The organism is uncultured Cardiobacterium sp., from assembly GCF_938028825.1.
Classification (GTDB): Bacteria; Pseudomonadota; Gammaproteobacteria; order Cardiobacteriales; family Cardiobacteriaceae; genus Cardiobacterium.
The window spans coordinates 26,103-33,078 of sequence record NZ_CALIZP010000007.1 but is presented as its reverse complement, the minus strand read 5'-3'; the positions used below and the strand labels follow the sequence as shown (position 1 = coordinate 33,078).

Here is a 6,976-nt window from a genome sequence, read left to right as displayed (position 1 = left end):
GGGGCTGTTGACATTCGACTTGCGCAGCGGATTTTTGCGGCAGAAACGGCAGATGCAAGGCAAAAAGCGCAGTAAGGCTGGGCACCTTGTGAGCATTTTTAACGCAGCAGCTGCCGGATTTTGGCCGAAAAGCCGCCGCAACGTTGAGTGTCAACAGCCCCTAGAATTGAGCCTCTGTGTACAAGGCAAGGCTAACGACTGCGGACCAATCGCCGATAACCGTATGTTTATAGAAGCCGTGCTGTGGATAGTGCGCACCGGCAGCTCGTGGCGGGATTTACCCAAGGAATTTGGCAAATGGAACAGCGTATTCCGGCGTTAGCGCCGCTGGAACATACACAGCCGCCGCGCATGAACAAAAAACCGCCCTCAACGCAGACATCAGCGAAACCGGCTACCTGCAAGCCGAACTGCGCGTCGCCGCCTTCGCCCACGCTTTTGAATAGTCGAAGCGGTGGGCATGAAAATTGCATAAAAAAGCTGATTACGCACGCCAATAAAAACCAATCACCAGCGGAGAATGCTTTATGAATCAACGTCAACCCATCGATCCCTTCGGTGCCTTGTTCGCCAGCCTTTTTTATACTTGCAAGCGGGGCAACCTTATCTACATTCTGATTCTCGCCACCGTTGCCAGCCCTGTATGCGTCGCCATGCTCAAAGCGATGAGGGGCAGCGACCCCTTCTCTGCGCCGCAACCGCCGTTTCTTCCCCTCCTCCTCCTGCTGGGTATCCTGCTGATGAGCGTGTGCAAAAACATGGACAACGCGGCCCGCATTCGCGCCGGACTGGAAAACAGCCCCGTTCCTGTTTCTCCAAACAGCACCAATTCCGCCCCGGAACGCTATCTTGGGGGCATCATCCTGCTTCTCCTCGTCGTCAAGTTTCTGGATTTTATCGGCCGTTTCTTCTACATCGCGCTTATTGGGCAAGTGGCGACAGTCCTTGCCTTCGTCATCCTTGCTCCTGCCATGACCCTGAGTTTCCTCAATCATCGAACCGCGACTTCCGTTATCAGCCCCGGCCGCATCATGGCGGCTATCGGCGAAATCGGCATCGGGCGCTACATCATCATGCTTCTTATCGCCTCAGTCGCCAGCGGTATCGCCTTCTTTATTCTGCGGGAAATCATCACCAGCCCGACCATGCACAAATTCCTGCTTCGCCTGACCCGTGCGCTCGGCATCAGTGACGGCAGCCCTTTCTTTATCCACCTGCTTTGCGCCATTCCGTTGGCGGCGATCGGCTTCATCTGGTCTTTCAAAGATAACTACTACGCTTTTTTCTACCCCCGTATCCCAATCAGCGAGATGGAAGACGACTTGGACGACAGCGCCATCCTCGCCACTCTGAGTGCGGCAGGGATGACGCCGCCTGCCGCGCAAGACAGTGTTCCCGCGCCAAACAAACGCCTGCCGCCCACCGACCTCAGCCTGCTCCGGGACGCCGACACCGGCAACATGGACATGGAGACGCAGCAAGATTTCGCCCGCGCCCTGGCGGAGGCTGATGACTATATCCGCACCGGTGCGCCCGATAAAGCCATCCCCATCCTCGCCGCCTGGACGACCGCACGGCACGACATCGCTGCTTATTACCCCGCTTACGCCCGCCTTTACCCGCTCGATCCGCAACCCGCCCTGCGCGCCCGCCTCATAGAAGCTGCTGCGCGAGGCGATGGCAAAAGCTACCGCCTGATTGCCGCCGACCTCGCCACGATTGACCCGGCGGACATCCCCGTCAACCACATCCTGCCGCTGGTGCAGCTTGCCGCCAAAGCGCAGCAACACCGCAGCGTCATCAACCTCACCCGCCACTTCGCCAAAAACCACCCCGACCACCCGCACCTCGTGGAAAACTACTATCATGCCGCCCGCGCGCTCGCCAAAACCGGGGCGCCGGACAAGGCTGCGGCACTCCTCAAACAACTGCTTGCCCGCTACCCCGAACACCCCAAAGCAGCGCATATCCGCTACGCACTCGAACAAACCGGCGGGAAAACATGAGCCGCCCCTTTCACCCGTCCCACCGTGCGGCGTATCATGCGCCGGATGTGAACACCTAAAAGGAATTACCCAGGAAAACCCATGCAAAGCGATACCGCCACTGGCTACCTCAAACGCACCCTCAACTACCTGCTGCAAAAAGGCAACCTCATCTATTGCGGAGCGCTGGCTGCCGTGCTGATTACCGCGCAACTGCTGCGTGATCCCGCCATCAAGGACATCAGCATCCTCCTGCAAAGCATCATGTACGTGCTGCTGGTGCTCTTTGCCTGCAAAATGCTGGACAGCATGAAGCGCATCACCCTCGGCATGGAAAACGAACCCGTGCCGATGGATACCGTCTCCGTCCTGCCGCGCGGCATCGCCGCCCGCTACCTCGGCGGCATGACCGTCTATGGCGCGCTCATCTACTTCCTCTACCTCATCACACCTGACGAAGACAGCCGCCCCCTCATCCTGTACAGCGGCATCTTCCTCATCTACCTCATCACCCCCGCCATCATCCTCGGCCTCTTCAACGGCGAAGATCTGCGCGCCGTCTTCCATCCCGCCGTCTGGAAACGCAGCATCGACGACATCGGCGGCAGCCGCTATCTCATCGCCATCCTCCTCCCCTTCGGTATCGCCCTCGTCCTCTCCGCCACCTACACCGCCATCGCCCTGCTCATACCGGGCACGGAGACCATCGGCAGCGGCGGCTACTACACGAACGTCATCCTGCGCGGCCTGGTGCGCACCATCTGCCTCAGCCTGCCGTGGTTCTACTTCGCCTGGTACTACCCGCCGCCGGAAGAAACCCTCGATCCCGACGCCATCGACATTGACGACCACGAACTGGCGCAAAACATCAGCATGGATGACGACATGCTGCAACAACTGGCGCGGCTCAAAGCCGAAGAAGAAAAAATCGCGCAACGGCAACGCCGCCAACCGCCGGTGGATCTCACCCTGCTGCGCGAAGCCGACACCGAACACATGAGCGCCGAAGAACAGCGCAGCTTCGCCGCCGACCTGATGCACGCCGACCGCCTGCTGCTGCAAGGCAAAGAAGACGAAGCCGAAACCGTACTCGCCCCCTATGCCGACAGCACGCACGACATCAACCGCTACCTGCCCGCCTGCAAACGCCTGCACCACCTCTACCGCCGGCAAAAGCGTCAGCAAGAACTCGAACAGATGGAATACCGCCTGATCGAAGCAACCGCAGGCGGCAACCCGCACAGCTACCCCATCATTCATGCCACCCTGGACGCCCTTGCCGAAGGCACACTGCCTGCTGCCTGGATACTGCCGCTGGCGCAGGCGGCGGCGGGCCGGCAACACTACGACACCGTGCTGGCCCTCACCCGCAATTTCGCCAGGCACAACCCCGACTCGGCGGATATAGTGGACAACTACTTCCTTGCCGCACGGGCACTTGCCAAAAAAGGCGAGACCGGCAAAGCGCTGCAACTGCTGCAACAACTGCTCGCACGCTATCCCGAGCACGAAAAAGCGACACAAATCCGCCGCACCATCGAACTCCTGCAACAAAAAAACGGCGGGGCAGCCTGACGCCAATCCCGATTGCCAAACGAAAACCCTTCGTACACGGCCTTCATGCACGACAAAAAATGAAAAACCCCGTAATGAAGCCGGTTGCATGAAGAAAGAACCTTTTTCCCGCTTGCAGGAGAAGGTGGCCGGAGGCGGAAAGGATGAAATCATGGCTGCGGGCGTTCGTTGAAGCAGCCGTCAGTTTTTTGTAGCGGATGCCGAGCTCGGCTCAAGATTTGTACCGGCGAAGGGAATGGAATCAGTTTCGCGTCGTAGAAATGATGGTTGGAGAAGGCGATGAGGAATTCGTGGCGCGAGCGGTAGTGCCAGATCAGGCGGCGGGTTTGGAAGGTTGCGTCCGGTATGACCGCGTCCAGGATACTTTCCATTTCCTGCACGGCAACGGTGCCGTCGTCGCCGTCGTCTCCGTCATTGCCATCCACCATCTTCTGGAAAAACCGGGTCGGCGGCAGTTGTTTCGGGTCGCCGACGATTACCGCCGAACCGTTGTGGTGTGCGCTGCGGGCAATCGCGCCAATGGCGTCTTCGGGCAGGATTTGCGAGGCTTCGTCCATGATGACAATGTCGAATTGGAAATGTCCGGGCTTCAGGTATTGCGCAACCGATAGCGAGCTCATCTTTTTCCGGCAGTTGGCGGCAGTGGCACAAAAAAACCGCCGGCAAGCGGCGGTTTTGCGGGCGGCAGGACGGCCTAGCTGCCTTTGGCCTGTGCCATGACTTCGGCGACGAAGTCGGATTCTTCTTTCTCGATGCCTTCGCCCAGTTCGTAGCGGGTGAAGCGCACGACTTCCGCGCCTTTTTCTTTCAGCAGTTGTTCGATGGTGATGTCGCCGTTTTTGACGAAGCTTTGCCCTTTCAGGGTCACTTCACCGAAGAGTTTTTTCATCGCGCCTTCGACCATTTTCTCGATGATGTTGGCCGGTTTGCCGCTTTGCTCGGCTTTGGCCTGAGCGATTTCGCGCTCTTTGGCGATGAATTCCGGCGCCAACGAAGCAGCATCAAGGGCAAGCGGGTTGCTGGCGGCGACGTGCATGGCGATGTCTTTGGCGAGTTCGATGTCGCTGGTGCTGATTTCCACCAGTACACCGATTTTTTTGCCGTGCAGGTAGGAACCGACCACACCGTTACCGGCGTTGTAGGTTTCGAAGCGGCGGATGTTCATGTTTTCGCCGATTTTGGCGACGAGTTCGCGGCGGCGTTCGTCGGCGGTAACGCCGGGGGCAAATTCGGCGGCATTCAGCGCGTCCACATCGGCGAGGTTTTGGCTGCGGGCGATGTCGGCGAGGCGTGCGGCGAAGCTGCGGAATTCGTCGCCCATGGCGACAAAGTCGGTTTCGCAGTTGGCTTCGAGCAGGGTGACGTGTTTGTTGTCATCAGCGGCGGAGACGACCAGCACGCCTTCGGCGGCGACGCGGCCGGCTTTTTTGTCGGCTTTGGCGAGGCCGGTTTTGCGCATGTGTTCGATGGCGGCTTCGATGTCGCCCTTCATTTCAACGAGGGCTTTTTTGCATTCCATCATGCCTGCGCCGGTGCGTTCGCGCAGTTCTTTGACTAGTTTGGCGGATATTTCTGACATGGGTACTCCTGAAACAGGGACGGCTGCGGTCATGCCGCAGCCTGTCGTTTGATTGGGTTGGGAAAAAATGGCGCTTTATTCGGCAGCCGGGGCTTCCGCGACGATGACGACTTCTTCTTCGGCGACGATGACGGCTTCTTCCAGCGCTTTTTCGGCGTTTTCGCCACCGCCGGTGGCAGCGGCTACTTTGGCTTCCTGGACGGCGTCGGCGACGGCGTTGACGTAAAGGTTGATGGCACGCACGGAGTCGTCGTTGCCCGGAATGATGTAATCGACGCCTTCGAGCTGGTTGTTGGTATCGACGACGCCGACAACCGGGATGCCGAGCTTTTTCGCTTCCTGGATGGCGATGTGTTCATGGCCCACGTCGATGACGAAGAGGACATCCGGCAGGCGGCGCATGTGGCGGATGCCGGTGAGGGAGCGGGCGAGTTTGTCGCGTTCGCGGCCAAGCATGATGACTTCTTTTTTCACCAGTTTCTGGAAGGTGCCGTCTTCGCCCATGCGCTCGATGGCTTCGAGGCGGTTGATGGACTGGCGGATGGTTTTGAAGTTGGTCATCATCCCGCCGAGCCAGCGGAAGTTGACATACGGCATGCCGCAGCGGGCGGCAGCGCTGCCGACGGCTTCAGAGGCGCTGCGTTTGGTGCCGACGAACATCACGGTGCCGCCGCTGGCGACCACGGTGCCGACGAAGTTCAGCGCGTCGTTGAGCATCGGCACGGTTTTTTCGAGGTTGATGATGTGGATGTCGCCGCGTTTGCCGTAGATGTACGGCGCCATTTTCGGGTTCCAGAAGCGGGTGCGGTGTCCAAAGTGCGCGCCTGCCTCAAACAGCTCGCGCATACTGACTTTACTCATAAAATTCTCCATTACAGGGTTAGGCCTCCAAACGCGTGATCACCCCAACCGTGAGGCACCCGGGGCATCATCTTTCGCGTTTGTGTGTTTTAGTTGCCAGAAAGGCGCGCGCTTTATACCATAGCCGCCTTTGATTACCAAACAGAAAAAAATTCATGACTATCTCCCTGAAAAGCGATGCGGATTTAGCAAAAATGCGCGTCGCGGGACGCCTTGCCGCCGATGTGCTCGACATGATCGAACCTTACATCGTCCCCGGCGTCACCACCGCCGAGCTGGATCGCCGCTGCCACGATTATATGGTGAACGAGCAGCACACCATCCCCGCCTGCCTTCATTACGGCAGCCCGCCCTTTCCCGCCTCCACCTGCATCTCGGTCAACCACGTCATCTGCCACGGCATTCCGTCTGCCGACAAAATCCTGAAAAACGGCGACATCGTCAACATTGACGTGACCGTCATCAAGGACGGCTGGCACGGCGACACCAACCGCACCTTCCTCGTCGGCAAGGCGGGCATCCTCGCGCGCCGCCTGGTGGACACCACCTACGAAGCCATGTGGCGCGGCATCCGCTGCGTTCGCCCCGGCGCGACCCTCGGCGACATCGGCCACACCATCCAGCAATTCGCCGAAAACGAGCGCTTCAGCGTCGTGCGCGAATTCTGCGGGCACGGCATCGGGCGCGGTTTCCACGAAGACCCGCAAGTTCTGCACTACGGCCAGCCGGGTAAGGGCGTCGTCCTCGAAGCGGGCATGACCTTCACCATCGAGCCGATGATTAACGCCGGCAAACGCGACCTGAAAATCCTGAACGACGGCTGGACCGTCGTCACCCGCGACCGCTCGCTGTCCGCGCAATGGGAACACACCCTGGCCGTCACCGCCGACGGCTACGAAATCTTCACCCTCAGCGCCGCCGAACGCGCGCGCGGCATCAGCCCCACCGGCACCGTTCCGCCTCCCGCCCCCTGAAC

6 protein-coding genes and 2 pseudogenes are annotated in these 6,976 nt (G+C 59.4%); 5 read left to right on the top strand and 3 right to left on the bottom strand.

All coding sequences use genetic code 11. The features are described 5' to 3' along the window. Positions 1-211 precede the first annotated feature (211 nt). From Q0562_RS00370 to Q0562_RS00355, 4 genes and pseudogenes are all read left to right on the top strand, one after another. A pseudogene (locus tag Q0562_RS00370) lies at positions 212-319 on the top strand (transposase); the annotation flags it as partial. Further along, positions 291-446, top strand: coding sequence for a hypothetical protein (locus Q0562_RS00365; RefSeq protein WP_298639665.1), 156 nt, complete (start codon positions 291-293; stop codon positions 444-446). The pseudogene Q0562_RS00370 and the gene Q0562_RS00365, both read left to right, overlap by 29 nt. Positions 447-527: 81 nt before the next feature. Further along, positions 528-2,006, top strand: a complete 1,479-nt coding sequence (locus tag Q0562_RS00360) for a hypothetical protein (protein WP_298639664.1) — start codon at positions 528-530, stop codon at positions 2,004-2,006. Positions 2,007-2,087: 81 nt separating this feature from the next. Next, positions 2,088-3,560, top strand: coding sequence for a hypothetical protein (locus tag Q0562_RS00355; RefSeq protein WP_298639661.1), 1,473 nt, complete (start codon positions 2,088-2,090; stop codon positions 3,558-3,560). A gap of 149 nt (positions 3,561-3,709) precedes the next feature. Here Q0562_RS00355 and Q0562_RS00350 read toward each other — a convergent pair. The 3 genes and pseudogenes from Q0562_RS00350 to rpsB form a co-directional block, all read right to left on the bottom strand. Continuing rightward, a pseudogene (locus tag Q0562_RS00350) lies at positions 3,710-4,306 on the bottom strand (AAA domain-containing protein); the annotation flags it as partial. Next, positions 4,255-5,139, bottom strand: a complete 885-nt coding sequence (gene tsf / locus Q0562_RS00345; protein WP_298639658.1) for a translation elongation factor Ts — start codon at positions 5,137-5,139, stop codon at positions 4,255-4,257. The gene tsf and the pseudogene Q0562_RS00350, both read right to left, overlap by 52 nt. Positions 5,140-5,214: 75 nt before the next feature. Continuing rightward, positions 5,215-6,000, bottom strand: coding sequence for a 30S ribosomal protein S2 (rpsB, locus tag Q0562_RS00340; RefSeq protein ID WP_298639656.1), 786 nt, complete (start codon positions 5,998-6,000; stop codon positions 5,215-5,217). Between the two features lie 155 nt (positions 6,001-6,155). Here rpsB and map point away from each other — a divergent pair, with 155 nt between their 5' ends. Next, positions 6,156-6,974: a type I methionyl aminopeptidase gene (gene map, locus Q0562_RS00335; protein WP_298639655.1), complete on the top strand. Its 819-nt coding sequence runs from the start codon at positions 6,156-6,158 to the stop codon at positions 6,972-6,974. Positions 6,975-6,976: the final 2 nt, after the last annotated feature.

Bases quoted from the DNA above. Each gene is read 5' to 3' on its own strand.
- rpsB (WP_298639656.1), bottom strand. From the start codon at position 6,000: ATGAGTAAAGTCAGTATGCGCGAGCTGTTTGAGGCAGGCGCGCACTTT.
- Q0562_RS00355 (WP_298639661.1), top strand. From the start codon at position 2,088: ATGCAAAGCGATACCGCCACTGGCTACCTCAAACGCACCCTCAACTAC.
- tsf (WP_298639658.1), bottom strand. From the start codon at position 5,139: ATGTCAGAAATATCCGCCAAACTAGTCAAAGAACTGCGCGAACGCACC.
- Q0562_RS00360 (WP_298639664.1), top strand. From the start codon at position 528: ATGAATCAACGTCAACCCATCGATCCCTTCGGTGCCTTGTTCGCCAGC.
- map (WP_298639655.1), top strand. From the start codon at position 6,156: ATGACTATCTCCCTGAAAAGCGATGCGGATTTAGCAAAAATGCGCGTC.